Source organism: Arthrobacter sp. SW1 (genome assembly GCF_001766675.1).
Lineage (GTDB): Bacteria > Actinomycetota > Actinomycetes > Actinomycetales > Micrococcaceae > Arthrobacter.
In genome coordinates this window covers 17,215-30,643 of sequence record NZ_MJLT01000045.1, presented here as the reverse complement: position 1 = coordinate 30,643, position 13,429 = coordinate 17,215, and the positions used below count along the sequence as shown (strand labels likewise).

Sequence of the window (13,429 nt, the reverse complement as noted above, 5' to 3'; positions counted from 1 at the left end):
CGCCGAAGTCGCGGGAAAGCTGCTGGGTCGCCGGAAATTTCCGGCGACCCCGCAGCTTTCCCGCGACCCCGCAGGCTAATCAAGAAGCCCGGCCTACCCCGCCGAGTTCCAGGCCTCCTCGGACACCGGAATCCACCAGTCGCGCTCCGGCCCGGAGCCGACATAGGCGGGCCAGCGGAAATCCGTCGGCGCGCTGAAGTCGGCGGGCAGCAGCGGCGGGACGGACCCGCGGCGGGACCGTTCGGCGTCGAACTCTGCCTTGGCCTCAGCCAGCACCTCAGGCGAGGTGAGCATGTCCAGCACCATGCCCGCGATCATCTTGCCCGTGGCGGTGATAGTGGGATCGATGGTCTCCGGGATGCCGCCCAGCGCTGTCATGGCCCAAGCCGGGTAGGGCTTGCCGTCCGGCGTCGGCGCGAGCGTGGGCCGGGCCGTGTAGAAGCGGATGGTCGGCGCGTACCAAGTCATCTCCACGTAGTCGTCGCTGGTCCAGTTCAGTTGCGTGGCGGGGATGTGGCGGCGCAGTTCGGCCTCGGCGTCGACCGGGCTGATGAGCTCCGCCGTCGCCGGGTGGAAGGGATCCTCCATGGGCTCAACCCCGCAGGACGCCTGGATTTCGCGGCCGATCTCCCGGGCCCGCTCATCCAACACCGGCGCACCCACCGCGGAGATGTTCTCCCAGGCCAGCTGCGCCAGCGTGTGGTTGGCGATGCCGGGCCGGTTGCGCGCCACCCAGCGCGAACTGACCGTGCAGTGCGACGCCGCCGCGGCCAGTTCCGCATTCCGGTCCAGCACCGCGAGCACCGAGTCCGCCTCGGCGATGCCGGGGCAGCGCCAGGAGTACTGGATCTGGGCCAGGCCCGCGGGCTGGTTGTCCGCCGTCGCCTGCCCCGCGGTGAGGATCGCTTCGGAGAGGGACCAGCCGCCGGCCTGCGGGAGCATGGAATCCTGCGTGGTCTTGGTGACGGAGAACATCGTGAACAGGGCCGCGTCCGCTCCGGGCGCCCGCGCAGCGGAGTGTGATGACGGGATGGGGCTGTCCCCGTAGGTGTTGTTCCAGTCCTCCGGGTTGTCGCAGGTGAAGGTGTAGATCTTGCTGTAGTACGCCCCGCAGTGCGTGTCCCAGCGTGCGGTGTTGCACAGGGGCAGCATGTAGAAGGGGTGGTACGAGATGATCGCGTCCAGCTTGTCGTAGTAGCCGCGCAGGCCGTGGACCACCTTGGAACCCTGCACCTTCTCCGCCGGCTCGCCCGTGTAGACCAGGGTGCCGGGAATGTTGTGCCGTTCCATGGACTCCTTCGCTGCGAGGAATCCGGCCAGGGTGGAGATGCCCAGCGCCGAGTGCGGGTCCGTATGGCCGGGCGCGAAGCGGGACATGCCGGGCCGGGGCTCGCGCTTGGTGGACGCCGCTTGGCAGTTGCCGGGAATGGCGTCGTACTCGGCGTAGCCCAGGATCCGCGGGCCGGGACCGGCGGGCGACGTCCACTCGGCGGCGAAGGCCGTGGGCATGCCGCCGCTGCCCTCCTCCACCGTGAAGCCGTGTTCCCTCAGTGTCTTCACGTACCAGGCGCAGGATTCGTATTCGCGCCAGGCGGGTTCGGCCAGCTCCCAGATGGTGCTGTGCCAGGCGGACAAATCCTCCCGGCGCCGCTCCACCCAGTCCCACGCGGTCTGCTTCATTTCACTCATGAAAGCCCCCTCAGATGCTCACGTGGACCAGGCTGGGACCCTTGACTGCCAGGGCCTTGGTGACGGTCGCGGCCAGGTCATCCAGGGATTCCACCGCGAATCCGGTCAGCCCGAAGCCTTCGGCCATCCGCACCCAGTCCGGCTGCACCAGATCCACGCCCACGGGCTCGAGGTCCCGGTCCGCCATGTTCTGCTTGATTTCGCCGTAGCCGCCGTTGTCGACGCAGATGATCGGCAGGTCAACGCCCTGTTCCACGGCCGTGATGAATTCCTGCACCGCGAACATCAGCGCGCCATCGCCCAGCAGGCACACCACCGGCCGCTCCGGGTCCGCCACCTTGGCCCCGATCGCGGCCGGCAGCCCGTAGCCGAGCGTCGCGTACGCCGGGGTGTAGAGCAGCTGGTGCGGCTGCTGCATGGGGAAGAAGGAGGTGGTGCCGAAGTACGTGATCTGCGAGGAATCACCGGCGATCACCGTGTCCGCGGGCAGGGCTTCGGCCAGGATCTCGTTGATGCGCGACAGCACCGGCGCCATGTCCCGGGCCTCCTGGCGCAGCTGCTGCCGCAGCGGTGCGAGATCCGGTGCCCCGGCGGCCCGGTGTCCCTTCAGTGCGGCCAGCAATTGGGGTACGACGGCGGCCGCGTTGCCTTCCAGCGCCAGCTCCGGTTCGAGGTTGCAGCTCAGCTGTGCGGGGTCGATGTCGATCCGGATGCACGTGCCCTGCGGGACCATCTTGCCGCCCCACAGCTCGGACTCGCCCACCTTGGAGCCGATGACCAGCAGGGCGTCCGCGCCGTTGCAGAGGTCCTGCGCCGCGGCCAGGCGGATTTCCGAACCGAGGGACAGCGGGTGCGATTCCGGGATGGCGCCCTTGCCGTTGATGGTGGTGACCACGGGGGCCTGCAGGGTTTCGGCGAGCTCCAAAAGGAAGCCGCCGGTTCCCAGCGAACCGCCGCCGGCCAGGATCACCGGCTTGGACGCGTTGCGGAGGATGTCCGCGGCGGCCTCGACGGCGTCGTCGTCGGCTTTCTTCGGAGCGCCCAGCGGGCGGGCGGCGAGTGCGTCCTCCGGAACATCGCTGGGACCTTCCAGCACGTCCAGCGGGATCTCGATGTGCACCGGCCGCGGGCGGCCGTGGGCGAAGAGCCGGAACGCCTCGTGGACGAGTTCCACGGCCTCGCTGCCGCTCTGCACCCGGGTGCTGCGGACGATCAGGGCACGGACGGCGCCGGTGGGGTCGCGGGTTTCGTGCAGCAGGCCGATGTCCGAGAACTCGCTGCCGCGCGGGGTGCCGGGCGAGAGGATGATCATGGGCCGCGACTCGCAATACGAGGTGGCGGCGGCGGACAGCGCGTTCAACAGCCCGGGGCCGGAGGTGGTGATTACGACGCCGGGACGTCCGGTGAGCTGGCTCCAGCCGTCCGAACCGTACCCGGCTCCCTGCTCGTGGCGGGTGGTCACGGCGTGGATGCCCAGCGGCTTCAGGTGCCGGTAGAACTCGAGGTTGTGGGTGCCGGGAATGCCGAAGATCGTGTCGATCCCGTAGTTCCGCAGCGTGGTCATGACGGCGAGGCCGACGTTGTTGCTGGGGATGGTCATGGGGGTCCTTAGGAATCTGGTGTCAGAGCACTTTGGAGAGGAAGGCCTTGGTGCGTTCGTGCTGCGGGTTGGAGATGACCTCGCGCGGGTCGCCGGCTTCGACGATGACGCCGCCGTCCATGAACGCCACCACGTCCGCCACTTCGCGGGCGAAGCCCATCTCGTGGGTGACCACGATCATGGTCATGCCGTCGCGGGCCAAGGCCTTCATGACGTCCAGCACTTCGCCCACCAGTTCGGGGTCAAGGGCGGAGGTGGGTTCGTCGAAGAGCATGAGGTCCGGCTTCATGGACAGCGCCCGGGCAATGGCCACGCGCTGCTGCTGGCCGCCGGAAAGCTGGGCCGGGTAGTGGCCGGTGCGTTCGGCCAGGCCCACCTTGGCGAGGAGTTCCTTGGCCTCCGCTTCGGCCTGGGCCTTGGGCACCTTGAGGAGCTTCACCGGGCCCATCATCACGTTCTCCAGCGCGGTCATGTGGCCGAAGAGGTTGAAGGACTGGAACACCATGCCGATCCTGGAGCGGCGCTTGTTGATGTCCTTCTGGTGGGCTTCGATCAGCCGGTCCCCGTGGACTTCGTAGCCGATCATCCGGCCGCCCACCAGGATGGTGCCGGAGCTGGTGGTTTCCAGGTGGTTCACGCAGCGCAGCAGGGTGGACTTGCCCGAACCGGACGGCCCGATCAGGCACGCCACCTGCCCGGCCTGCACCGTGAAGTTGATGCCCTTGAGCACCTCCACCCCGGAGAAATCCTTGTGCACATTGAGGAACTGGACTTCGGACATGGAGCTTATGCCTTTCGTACCTGGAGCACGTTGCCCCGGGAGTACCGCTTCTCGATGCGCGACTGCACCATGGAGAGGAGCGTGGTGAGGAGGATGTACCAGAGGCTGGCCACGATCAGCAGCGGGATCTGCTGCAGGTTGCGGGCGTAGATCTGCTGGGTGTTGTAGAGCAGGTCCCCCACGCCGATCACGATCACCAGGGAGGTGGTCTTCAGCATGGAGATGGTCTCGTTGCCCACCGGCGGCAGGATGATCTTCATGGCCTGCGGAATCACCACGTAGCGCAGGGTTTCCATCCGGCTGAAGCCCATGGCGTGCGAGGCCTCGGACTGCCCGGCCGGCACGCCCATGAGCCCGGCGCGCACGATCTCCGCCATGTAGGCGCCCTCATTCAGGCCGAGGCCCAGGATGCCGGCCACGAACAGCGGGAGCACGTCATTGGTGTTCCACTCCACCAGCATGGGCCCGCCGGGGATGCCGATCCCGATGGTGGGGAACAGCACGGCCGCGAAGCCCCAGAAGAGCATCTGCACCAGCAGCGGGGTGCCGCGGAAGAACCAGATGTAGGCCCCGGCCACGCCGCGCAGCAGCCCGTTTTCGGACATGCGCATGACGGCGACCACCAGGCCGATCACGAAGCCCAGGATCATGGCGATGACCGTGAGCTCGATCGTGGTGAGCAGGCCGTTGAGGATGCGGACATCGAACAGGTACTTGGCCACGGTGGGCCAGCCGAAGCCCGGGTTGGTGACCAGGATGTACGCACCCATGAGCGCGAACAAGCCCACCACCACCATGGCGATCAGCTGCCCGGGCCGCTTGCGCTTGAGCACCGGCCGGGAGGCCAGTTCCGCGAAGTCGGGCCGGGATTCGGCGACGGCGGTCCGTTCAGTCACGGTCATGACCCCACCGTCGGGTTGACTTCGGCCTTCTCCACGATGCCGGACTTCAGGTTCCAGGCCTCCATGATCTTGGCGTAGGTACCGTCATCCATGAGCGACTGGATGGCCGTCTGGAACGCCTTGGCCAGGCCGCCGTCGTTCTTGGTGCTCACCACGCCGGACAGGGCCGGCTCCACCAGGATGGAGTCCACGGAGGTAAAGGCATCCGGCTGCAGCTGGGCGTAGTACGCGGTGAGCGCGTTGTCCGCCACGAGCGCCTGGGCGCGGCCTGCCGCGAGCGACTGGTTGACGGTGTCCTGCTGCGGAAGCAGGAGCGCGGTGGGCTTGTCCTTGCCCGCGGCCACGCACTTCTTGTCGAAGTCCGGAAGGACGTCCAGCGCCTGGGTGGTGCCGGTCTGCGCTGCCACGGTCTTGCCGCAGAGATCCAGCTCGGAGTTGATGCCCAGCGGGTTGCCCTTGCGGACCAGCACGGAGGTGCCGCCCTGCATGAAGCTGACCATGTTGACCTTGGCCTTGCGTTCCTCAGTGATGGAGAAGGCCGCCCAGGAGGCGTCGTAGCGCTTGGCCTCGATGCCGGCGATGATGCCGTTGAAATCGCCTTTTTCGATGGTGATTTCCACGCCCATCTTCCTGGCCACGGCCAGTGCCATGTCCGGCTCCAGGCCCACGATCTTGCCGGTTTCGTCCGTGAAGTCGATGGGCGCGTAGGTGGGGTCGGTGACCAGGGTCATCTTGCCCTTGGCCTTGATGGCGGCGGGTACCAGTTCCTGTACCTTCGGATCGGCCTGCACGGCCTTGGCCAGTTCCTGCCCGCTCTTGGCGCTTTCCCCGGCGGCTCCGCCGCCTGCGCCGTTGCTGCTGGCCGGGGCGTTTGCGGCGGGGCCTTCGGTGTTGGTGCACGCGGTGGTCAGCGCCAGGAAGCTGATGGCGGCTGCTGCAAGGAGGGGCCGCTTTACGCCAGTGAACATCATTGGGGGATCTCCGGTTCGCGTTGGGTTGAAATAACAATATGTTCAACTTATTGTGAGATCAGCCACAATACCTGTCAAGGGAGTTCCACCGGAACCGCGGCGGGTTACATGGCACCATCGTGGAGACGGACACCATCACCCGAACCAGGCGAGGCGCCCACAAAGCGCCCGCAGGGGAACCCGCCGCCGGAACATCCGCCGTCGGGCAGCAGCAAAAGGAGAAGCAGGATGAAGGAAGCAACAGCAGCCAAGCGCACACGCAGCGTCACGGCGGAAGCCATGGCCGAGCGCCGGGCGAGCATCCTGCACCACGCGTCCCAGGTCATCGCCCGTGGCGGCGTGGAGGGCTGCTCCTTCGCCGAACTCTCCGAGGCCACCGGTTACAGCATCGGCATGATCCAGCATTACTTCCGGCACCGGGACAGGCTGATCGGCGCAGCCGTGGAGTACCGGATCGAGGAATCCCTGGCCGAATGGCAGCGCATCTACGACCGCGGCGACAACGCCCTGGAACGCCTCCACGACCTCCTGACGTTTTCCATCAAAGGCGACACCCCGTTCGAGGAAGCCTGGGGATTCTGGCTGCAGATCTACGCCGCGGCCCACAAGAACGCCGAAATCCGGGACAGCGTGGCCTCAGTGTGGAACTCCTGGCGCGGGCTCTTCGTCCGGGCGCTGGAGGAAGCCGCCGAGGAAAAACTGCTCCAGCCCTCCATCGACATCAACGAGCTCTCAACCCTCCTGGTAGCCACGATCGACGGACTGGCCATCCAGGCCCTCAACGGCGTCCACACCGTCACCCCTGACGAGCTCGTCACCACGCTGCACCGCTTCGCCGCCCGGGAATTCGGCATCGACGCCGAAGAATTCATCCGCAACAAGCGCTCCAAACTGGTGGACGCGCGCTAGAAAGGACCACCGTGACCGTCACTGCCGTTTCCCCCGTGGACCGCCCGTCCCACCTGGCCAAGATGGCCGCCCGCGCCGCCGGCTTCCAGCCCTCCCCGGTGCGCGCCGTCTTCGACGTCTCCATGCAGCCCGGCATGATTTCCCTGGCCGGCGGCAACCCCTTCCTGCCTGCCCTTCCGCTGGAGGGGATCGCGCAGCTGGCTCGGTCCGTGGTCCTTGAGCGTGGACTGGAGGCCCTGCAGTACGGCTCCGGCGCCGGCACCGAGGAGCTGCAGGCGCTGATCTGCCAGGTCATGAAGCTCGAGGGAATCTCCGCCTCGCCCGAAAACATCCAGGTCACCGCCGGCTCCCAGATGGCGCTGGAACTGGTCACCAAGCTCTTCTGCGATCCCGGCGACGTGGTGATCGCCGAGGGCCCCACCTACGTTGGGGCGCTGGGCGTGTTCGAAGGCTTCCAGGCCGAAGTGGCGCATGTTGCCATGGACGACGACGGCGTGGACCCGGAGCGCCTGCAGCAGGTAATCGCCGGGCTCAAGGCAGCCGGGAAGACCATCAAGTTCTTCTACACCATCCCCAACTTCAACAACCCTTCCGGCATTTCGCTCTCCCCGGAGCGCCGGCAGCGCGTGGTGGACGTATGCCGGGCCGAAGGCGTGCTGGTCGTGGAAGACAATCCCTACGGACTGCTGGCCTTCGACGGCACTTCTCCTGATGCGACCGCGGCTCCCGCCCTGCACAGCCTGGACCCGGACAACGTGCTGTACCTGGGCTCCTTCTCCAAGATCTTCGCCCCGGGCCTGCGGGTGGGCTGGGTGGTGGCGCCCGAGGACGTGCGCGGCCGGCTGCAGATCGCCTCCGAAGCGACCACCATCTGCCCCTCCGTACTGAGCCAGCTAATCGTGGAAAACTACATCTCCTCCTACGACTGGCGCGGACAGATCGAGGCCTACAGCTCCGTGTACGCTTCCCGTTGCCGTGCCACGCTGGATGCCCTCGCCGCCCACATGCCTGAAGGCACACGCTGGACCACCCCCACCGGCGGCTTCTTCACCTGGGTGACCCTGCCTGAGGGGATCGACACCGAACAGGTCCTCGCCGCCGCGATCGATTCCGGCGTCGTGTTCGTCCCCGGCAGTGCCTTCTACGCCGACGGCGGCGGCGCCAACCAGCTCCGTATCGCCTTCTCCTACGCGGACGAAGAGCAGCTCAGCGAGGGCGTTCGGCGCCTGGGCGAGGCGATCCGGGGGTTGTAGCCCGGTCGATTACGGGGTGGGGGCGGGCGGGTCCGGAAGGCGGGCCGCCGCCTCATCCACGGCCGAACGCAGGGCGCCCGAAGGCATCCCGACACTCCACTCGGCAACGTCGGTGACGAAGCGGGCAAAAGCCTCGTAATCAAAGGGGTTCGGGTTGTTCACGTAGGCACCAACGCCGTCAATGGCGACGAAAATGCGGATGCAGGCGGCGAACGGATCCGCCAGGCTGAAGTCTCCGGACCGCACTCCGTCTTCGATCAGCGCCACCAGCCGTGTCCGGTCCAGGTGCTCCTGGCTGTCCAGGGCCTCCGCCAGCAAGGGACTGAAACGGCAGGCATGGCGGGCATTCAGCCACAAGCGGCTCAGCGCAAACGCCCGGCCTGACTCAATCCGCGCAATGATGTGCGCCAAGCGCTCCACGGGGGTTCCGCCGTCGGGAAAAAGTTCTTCGCGCTCCTCCGAAACCGCTTGGACAAAAGCCTCGACCACCAGATTCTCGGCTGCCGGGAAGTAATGGGTGATCAGCCCCGGGCGCACCCCCAGGCGGTCCGCAACCGCACGCAAGGTAATCCGCTCCAGCCCGTCATTCAGCGCAATGCCGGCGGCCTCGGCCAGGATTTCGGCCCGGCGGTCCTGGGCCAGCTTTCGGATGCGCGGAGAGGGGCTTGACACCATGCCCTCGAGTCTATTGGATTAGTGACCAATATCGCTTTTGGTCTAGTGACCAATAGTGCAATCAAGGTCCGGTCCTGTCCCGGATCTGTCGAGAGGAACAACGGTGTCCCCATCTCCATTGCATGATCCGGCTACCCCTACCGCCCCGGCCCCCGCCGGCCCCGCAACTACTGAAACACTGCGCACCCCGGAAACCCGCGGCATCGAACTGATCAGCGCCGGCGAGCGCCACGGCCGCGCCCGCGACCTTGTCCCCGTCTGGGCTGCGCCGAATGTCAGCGTCCTGAATTTCACGGTGGGCGCTTCCCTGATCCTGACGGGCCTGGAATTGTGGCAGGCCTTCCTGGTGATCCTGGCCGGCAGCCTGCCCTGGATTTTCACCGGCATCGTGGCCGCGAGCGGCCCGGCCGCCGGGACGTCGGGCTCCGTGATTACCCGCGCCATCTACGGGATCCGCGGCAACAAGGTTGTGGTGGCCTTCTACGGCTGGTTCATCTCCGCGGTGTTCCTGGCCCTGAACTGGTTGGCTTCCTCGTTCCTGGGAGCCGAACTCCTTGCCCAGGCCGGCCTCAGCGATCCGGTGCTTGGCCCGGTGCTGGTCACCGTGGTGGTTGCCGCCATCACGGTCATCGTGGCGGTGTACGGGCACGGCATGATCCTGCGCACTTACCCCGCCGTGACGGCGGTGCTGCTGGCAATCTTCGTGCTGGTTACCGTCTTCGTCCTGCCCCAGGCGGACTGGGGTTACCAGGCAGCAGAACCCTTGGAGGGCACGGCGCTGTGGTCCGCCGTCTCCATCGGCTTCGCGATCCTTGCCTCCACGCCGCTCTCCTACTCCAACAGCCCGGACCTGGCCCGCTACCTGCCGCGGTCCACCAAGCCGGGGCACATTGTTGCCGCCACCGCCCTGGGCGGCGCCATTCCCTGCATCGTTTTCACGGCCGTGGGCGCCCTCCTGGCCACCGCCGTCGAGCCCGCCGCGATGGACCTGGGCATCGAATCCGCACTGCTGGGCCTCCTTCCGGCGTGGCTGGGCCCGCTCTTCGTCCTCGGCGTCGTCCTCAACACCATCTCGCTGAACGGGATGACCACCTACACCGCCAGCATGTCCCTGCAATCCATCGGCGTCCCGATCCGCCGCATTCCCTCGGCCGTGGTGGTGGGGGCCATCGGCACCCTGTTGACCATCTACCTGGTGATGTCCACCAGCCTGCTCGAAGCCGTCAACATGATGCTGCAGGTCCTGATCCTCATCTCAGGCCCCACCATGGCGGTCTTCGCCACGGACGTCATCCGGCGCCGGAACCGTTACGACGGCGTCGACCTCTTCAACCAGGCTCCCGGCGCCCCGTTCTGGTATTCGGGCGGCTGGAACCTCGCCGGCTTGTGCTCCGTGGTCCTCGGCGCAGGCGTCGCTTCCTTCTTCCTGGCCACGGAGCTCTGGACGGGCCCGGCCTCCGAGGCCATGGGCTTGATCGACCTGTCCGTGCCGGTGTCCATGATTGTCACCTCCGTGTCCTATACCGTCCTGTCCCGCCGGGATCCGGCATTCCGGAGCCGCCCGATCATCGCGGCCGAAGGACCCAGCGCGTGACGTCCGGGAGCGCAGCAGCCAGTGCCCGCCATCCGGACCGTTACCCGGGCGCCCCGGCCGGCGGCCCCACGCTGGATAACTGGCAGGAGCCGCCGAACATCAGCTGGGCTTTCGCCAACCTGCGCGAACTCATCCCGACGGCGGTGGTTCCGCGCCGTTTCCCGCCCGCCACGCCGGCGGCTACCGAGCGGCTGGGCAGCTTGGCAGGCAAAGTCCCCGAGTTGGCCAGGCGGTTGGAGGACACGTACACGGACGCCTTCCTGGTGCTGCACCGCAATGAGGTGGTGGCCGAGTACTACCGTCCCGGATTCGCGCCGGACAGTCCGCACCTGATCATGAGCGTGTCCAAATCGCTGTGCGGGCTGACGGTCGGCGCGCTGGTCGGTGACGGCAGGATCAACCCGGAGGCCGCCGTCGTCGATTATGTTCCGGAACTGAAGGGCTCGGTGTACGACGGCCCCACGGTCCAGCAAGTGCTGGACATGGCCATCCACATTGACTACCGGGAGGATTACCTGGACCCGTCAGCCGAGGTGCAGAAGCACGACCGCTCGGGCGGCTGGCGGACGCGCCGGGACGGCGATCCGGCAGGCACCTACGCGTTCCTCACCACGCTTCGGGGCAACGGGACGGTGGGCACTTTCCAGTACTGTTCCGCCAACACGGATGTCTTGGCGTGGATCGTCGAGTCGGTCACGGGGCTGCGGTACAGCGAGGCGCTCGCCAAATACCTCTGGTCCAGGATCGGCGCGGACCATGACGCCTCGATCACGGTCGATCACACCGGTTTCGGCTTCGCGAACGGCGGCGTGTCCTGCACGGCCCGGGACCTGGCGCGGGTGGGGCAGTTGATGCTCGACGGCGGCATGGCACCGGGCGGACGGGTGGTGCCCGAACACTGGGTCAGCAGTATTTTCGACGGCGGAGATCCGCTGGCGATGACCGCCCCGTATTTCACGGCGATCCATCCGCGCGGCTCGTACACACGCCAGTGGTGGTGTACCGGGAACGAACGCGGTGTGGTGCTCGGGATCGGAATCCACGGCCAGAGCCTGTGGATTGACCCGCAGGCCGGAGCGGTGATCGTGAAGTTGTCCAGTTGGCCCCACCCGGGAACAGAGGCCTTGGACCGCTTGCAGGACGGCCTGCTCCTGGACATGTCCCGCGCCCTGGAGCAGGACTGGTGATCGAGCCTGTCGAGATCGGTTTCGACAAACTCAACCACCCGTTTGGTGATCGAGCCTGTCGAGATCGGTTTCGACAAGCTCAACCACCGGCTTCGACAGGCTCAACCACCGGCTTGGACAGGCTCAACCACCGGCCCCAAGGAAACCCCTACCCTGCGTACACCTGCACCCCGTTGACCCAGGTCTCCTGCACGCCGATGCCGCTGATGTCGCCGTGGGGCACCTCCAAGGGGTCGGCTTCCAGCACCACGAAGTCCGCCAGCTTGCCCGGCTCCAGCGAGCCGAGTTCGTGCTCGCGTCCCATGGCCCGGGCGCCGTTGATGGTGTGGGCGCGGAGGGCCTCGACGGCGTCGATCTTCAACTGGTCTCCGCCCAGCTGGACGCCGGAGCGGGTCAGGCGGGTCACCGAGGTCTGGATGGCCTCGAGCGGGCGGGGATCCGCCACGGGAGCGTCCGAGCTCATGGTCACGGGCACGGACGCGGCCACGAATTCGCCCAGCGGGTTGAAGCGCTCACCCGGGGAACCGATGGCATCCGTAACGCCGGGTCCCCAGTTGTAGTAGTGCTGCGGCTGGTTGACTGGCATGATCCCGAGCTCAGCCATGCGGTCGATCTGCTCCAGCGTGGGCAGGCCGCAGTGTTCGATCCGGTGCCGGTGGTCCTCCCGCGGCGAAGCCTCAAGCGCGGAGGACACGGCGTCGAGGACCAGCTGGATGGCCGTGGGCGACTGCGCGTGGGTGGCGGTCTGCAGCCCGGCACTGTGCGCCCTGGCCACCAGCGCCTTGTACTCGGCGGGCTCGTGGTACAGCGATCCGGTGCGGCAGGGATCGTCCCGGTAGCCCTCGGGGAAGTACGCCGTCCAGCCGCCCAGCGTGCCGTCGGCGTAGAGCTTGATGCCGGCGAAGGACAGCAGCGGGTCGCCGAACTTGTCCACCAGGCCCAGCTCCAGCACCTCGTCCAACAGGCTCGACAGGAAGTACGCGTTCACCCGGGCCCGCAGTTCGCCGCGCTCCACGAGGTCCAGGTAGGCTGCGAATTCGCGCTTGGTGACCTGGCAGTCACCGATGGTGGTGACGCCGTGGCTGAGGAATTCACGCTGGGCGTGCAGCAGCTGGGCGCGGTGCTCTTCCTTGCTGTCGCCCAGGTGGAAGTTGGGTCCGTGGTGGCCCAGCTTCACGCCGTCCGCGCCGGTGAGGATGTCGCAGGCGGAGTCGGACAGCTCACCGGTCAGCTCGCCGTCGGCGTCCCGGAAGAAGGTGCCGCCGGGCGGGTTGGGGGTGTCCTTGCCGATTCCGGCCTGCTCCAGCACGAAGGTATTCACCACGCCGCCGTGCCCGCTGGCGTTCATCACGTACACCTCGCGGGTGGTGGAGACGGTGTCGAATTCCTGCCGCGTGGGATGGCGGCGTTCGGCCAGGTTGCGGTGTTCGTAGCCGTAGCCGCGGATCGGGGTGTTGCCGGGGGTTTCCTCGGCGGCCTTCTTCAGCCGTTCGAGCATGGTGGGAATGTCCGGCGCCACGTCCGGCCCGCAGTCCACCCAGGACAGCAGCTGCCCGTACATGAGCGGGTGCGCGTGCGGGTCCAGGAAGCCGGGCACCACTGTGCGTCCCTGGAGGTCGACGACGGCGGGGGCCGCCGTCGTCAGTTCGCCCGCCGCGGTGCGGCAGTCCGCCAGGGTCCCGACGGCGGCGATCCGGTTGCCGATGACCAGCATCGCCTCAGCGGTGGAGTTCTGTTCGTCAACGGTGCGGATGGTGCCGCCGTGGAAGATGGTGGCCGCGGGGGCGATGGGCGAAGTTTCGTGCGATGCCAGGCGTGACATGGATAAGGGCCTTACGTGTTGTTGTTGGTCAAAACGTCAGTTGCAC

General features: G+C 67.2%; 11 protein-coding genes. 4 read left to right on the top strand and 7 right to left on the bottom strand.

From position 1 onward, the window contains the following. Positions 1 to 93 precede the first annotated feature (93 nt). The 5 genes from BIU82_RS13555 to BIU82_RS13535 are packed head-to-tail and all read right to left on the bottom strand — an operon-like array spanning position 94 to position 5,943. Positions 94 to 1,689, bottom strand: a complete 1,596-nt coding sequence (locus tag BIU82_RS13555; protein WP_070349992.1) for a peptidase M20 — start codon at positions 1,687 to 1,689, stop codon at positions 94 to 96. A gap of 10 nt (positions 1,690 to 1,699) precedes the next feature. Next, positions 1,700 to 3,289, bottom strand: a complete 1,590-nt coding sequence (locus tag BIU82_RS13550) for a thiamine pyrophosphate-dependent enzyme (protein WP_070349991.1) — start codon at positions 3,287 to 3,289, stop codon at positions 1,700 to 1,702. 22 nt (positions 3,290 to 3,311) lie between these two features. Further along, a complete protein-coding gene (locus BIU82_RS13545; RefSeq protein ID WP_070349990.1) occupies positions 3,312 to 4,070 on the bottom strand; it encodes an amino acid ABC transporter ATP-binding protein in 759 nt (252 codons plus the stop codon). Positions 4,071 to 4,075: 5 nt separating this feature from the next. After that, entirely contained in the window at positions 4,076 to 4,972 is an 897-nt protein-coding gene (locus tag BIU82_RS13540) for an amino acid ABC transporter permease (protein WP_083292344.1), read from the bottom strand. Beyond that, on the bottom strand, positions 4,969 to 5,943 hold the full coding sequence (locus tag BIU82_RS13535) for an ABC transporter substrate-binding protein (RefSeq protein WP_083292343.1): 975 nt from the start codon (positions 5,941 to 5,943) through the stop codon (positions 4,969 to 4,971). Before BIU82_RS13535 ends, BIU82_RS13540 begins: the two co-directional genes overlap by 4 nt. A 228-nt stretch (positions 5,944 to 6,171) precedes the next feature. Here BIU82_RS13535 and BIU82_RS13530 point away from each other — a divergent pair, with 228 nt between their 5' ends. Together BIU82_RS13530 and BIU82_RS13525 are read left to right on the top strand one after the other, a co-directional pair. Next, positions 6,172 to 6,852, top strand: coding sequence for a TetR family transcriptional regulator C-terminal domain-containing protein (locus tag BIU82_RS13530; protein ID WP_070349989.1), 681 nt, complete (start codon positions 6,172 to 6,174; stop codon positions 6,850 to 6,852). Positions 6,853 to 6,863: 11 nt separating this feature from the next. After that, positions 6,864 to 8,105, top strand: a complete 1,242-nt coding sequence (locus BIU82_RS13525) for a PLP-dependent aminotransferase family protein (protein ID WP_253182783.1) — start codon at positions 6,864 to 6,866, stop codon at positions 8,103 to 8,105. Positions 8,106 to 8,114: 9 nt separating this feature from the next. On the opposite strand, the gene BIU82_RS13520 is transcribed toward BIU82_RS13525, so the two are convergent. Continuing rightward, a complete protein-coding gene (locus tag BIU82_RS13520; RefSeq protein WP_070349988.1) occupies positions 8,115 to 8,780 on the bottom strand; it encodes a TetR family transcriptional regulator in 666 nt (221 codons plus the stop codon). 178 nt (positions 8,781 to 8,958) lie between these two features. Here BIU82_RS13520 and BIU82_RS13515 point away from each other — a divergent pair, with 178 nt between their 5' ends. Continuing rightward, positions 8,959 to 10,374 carry a cytosine permease gene (locus BIU82_RS13515; RefSeq protein WP_070350396.1) on the top strand — a complete coding sequence of 472 codons (1,416 nt, stop codon included), beginning with the start codon at positions 8,959 to 8,961 and terminating at the stop codon, positions 10,372 to 10,374. Further along, entirely contained in the window at positions 10,371 to 11,561 is a 1,191-nt protein-coding gene (locus BIU82_RS13510) for a serine hydrolase (RefSeq protein ID WP_070349987.1), read from the top strand. Before BIU82_RS13515 ends, BIU82_RS13510 begins: the two co-directional genes overlap by 4 nt. Before the next feature lie 148 nt (positions 11,562 to 11,709). Here the strand turns inward: BIU82_RS13510 and BIU82_RS13505 are convergent, their stop codons facing one another. Further along, the gene (locus BIU82_RS13505) at positions 11,710 to 13,383 is read right to left on the bottom strand and encodes an amidohydrolase (protein WP_070349986.1); all 1,674 of its coding nucleotides are present in this window, start codon (positions 13,381 to 13,383) and stop codon (positions 11,710 to 11,712) included. Positions 13,384 to 13,429 lie beyond the last annotated feature (46 nt).

Coding starts and splice junctions, on each gene's coding strand:
- BIU82_RS13555 (WP_070349992.1), bottom strand. CDS start 1,689: ATGAGTGAAATGAAGCAGACCGCGTGGGACTGGGTGGAGCGGCGCCGG.
- BIU82_RS13550 (WP_070349991.1), bottom strand. CDS start 3,289: ATGACCATCCCCAGCAACAACGTCGGCCTCGCCGTCATGACCACGCTG.
- BIU82_RS13545 (WP_070349990.1), bottom strand. CDS start 4,070: ATGTCCGAAGTCCAGTTCCTCAATGTGCACAAGGATTTCTCCGGGGTG.
- BIU82_RS13540 (WP_083292344.1), bottom strand. CDS start 4,972: ATGACCGTGACTGAACGGACCGCCGTCGCCGAATCCCGGCCCGACTTC.
- BIU82_RS13535 (WP_083292343.1), bottom strand. CDS start 5,943: ATGATGTTCACTGGCGTAAAGCGGCCCCTCCTTGCAGCAGCCGCCATC.
- BIU82_RS13530 (WP_070349989.1), top strand. CDS start 6,172: ATGAAGGAAGCAACAGCAGCCAAGCGCACACGCAGCGTCACGGCGGAA.
- BIU82_RS13520 (WP_070349988.1), bottom strand. CDS start 8,780: ATGGTGTCAAGCCCCTCTCCGCGCATCCGAAAGCTGGCCCAGGACCGC.
- BIU82_RS13505 (WP_070349986.1), bottom strand. CDS start 13,383: ATGTCACGCCTGGCATCGCACGAAACTTCGCCCATCGCCCCCGCGGCC.